This is a genomic window from Pseudonocardia sp. EV170527-09 (assembly GCF_008369905.1).
In the GTDB taxonomy this organism is placed as follows: Bacteria; Actinomycetota; Actinomycetes; order Mycobacteriales; family Pseudonocardiaceae; genus Pseudonocardia.
The window spans coordinates 1-605 of record NZ_VRMC01000301.1 but is presented as its reverse complement, the minus strand read 5'-3'; the positions used below and the strand labels follow the sequence as shown (position 1 = coordinate 605).

Sequence of the window (605 nt, the reverse complement as noted above, 5' to 3'; positions counted from 1 at the left end):
ATCGACATCCTCGCGATCTTCGCGACGCTGTTCGGCTCCGCCGCCTCGCTCGGCCTGGGCGCCTTCCAGATCGGCGGCGGCATGCAGACCGTCGGCTGGGTCGACGGGGCGCCGGGGGCCGGCGTGCTCGCGGCGATCATCGTCGTGCTGACCGCGGCGTTCATCCTGTCCGCGGTGTCCGGGGTGGCCAAGGGCATCCAGTGGCTGTCGAACATCAACATGGTGCTGGCCGGGGCGCTGGCGCTGTTCCTGTTCGTCGTCGGCCCGACGGTGATCATCCTCGACCTGATCCCGACCTCGATCGGCGCCTACTTCTCCCAGTTCTTCGAGATGGTCGGACGCACCGAGGCCGTCGGCGGCGAGCCGATGCTCGAGTGGCTCTCCGGCTGGACGATCTTCTACTGGGCGTGGTGGATCTCCTGGACGCCGTTCGTCGGCATGTTCCTGGCCCGGATCTCGCGCGGGCGCACCATCCGTGAGTTCGTCGGCGGCGTCATCCTCGCACCCAGCCTGGTCTCGCTGGTCTGGTTCTGCATCTTCGGCGGCACCGCCATCACCCAGGCCCAGCAGGGCACACAGTTCTCCGACGACTCCAACGTCCAGCT

Annotated in this window: 1 protein-coding gene; it reads left to right on the top strand. The window is 68.1% G+C overall.

The genetic code is table 11. The features are described 5' to 3' along the window. The coding region (locus FVA95_RS29230; protein WP_193564447.1) for a BCCT family transporter at positions 1–605 on the top strand (605 nt) is incomplete at both ends.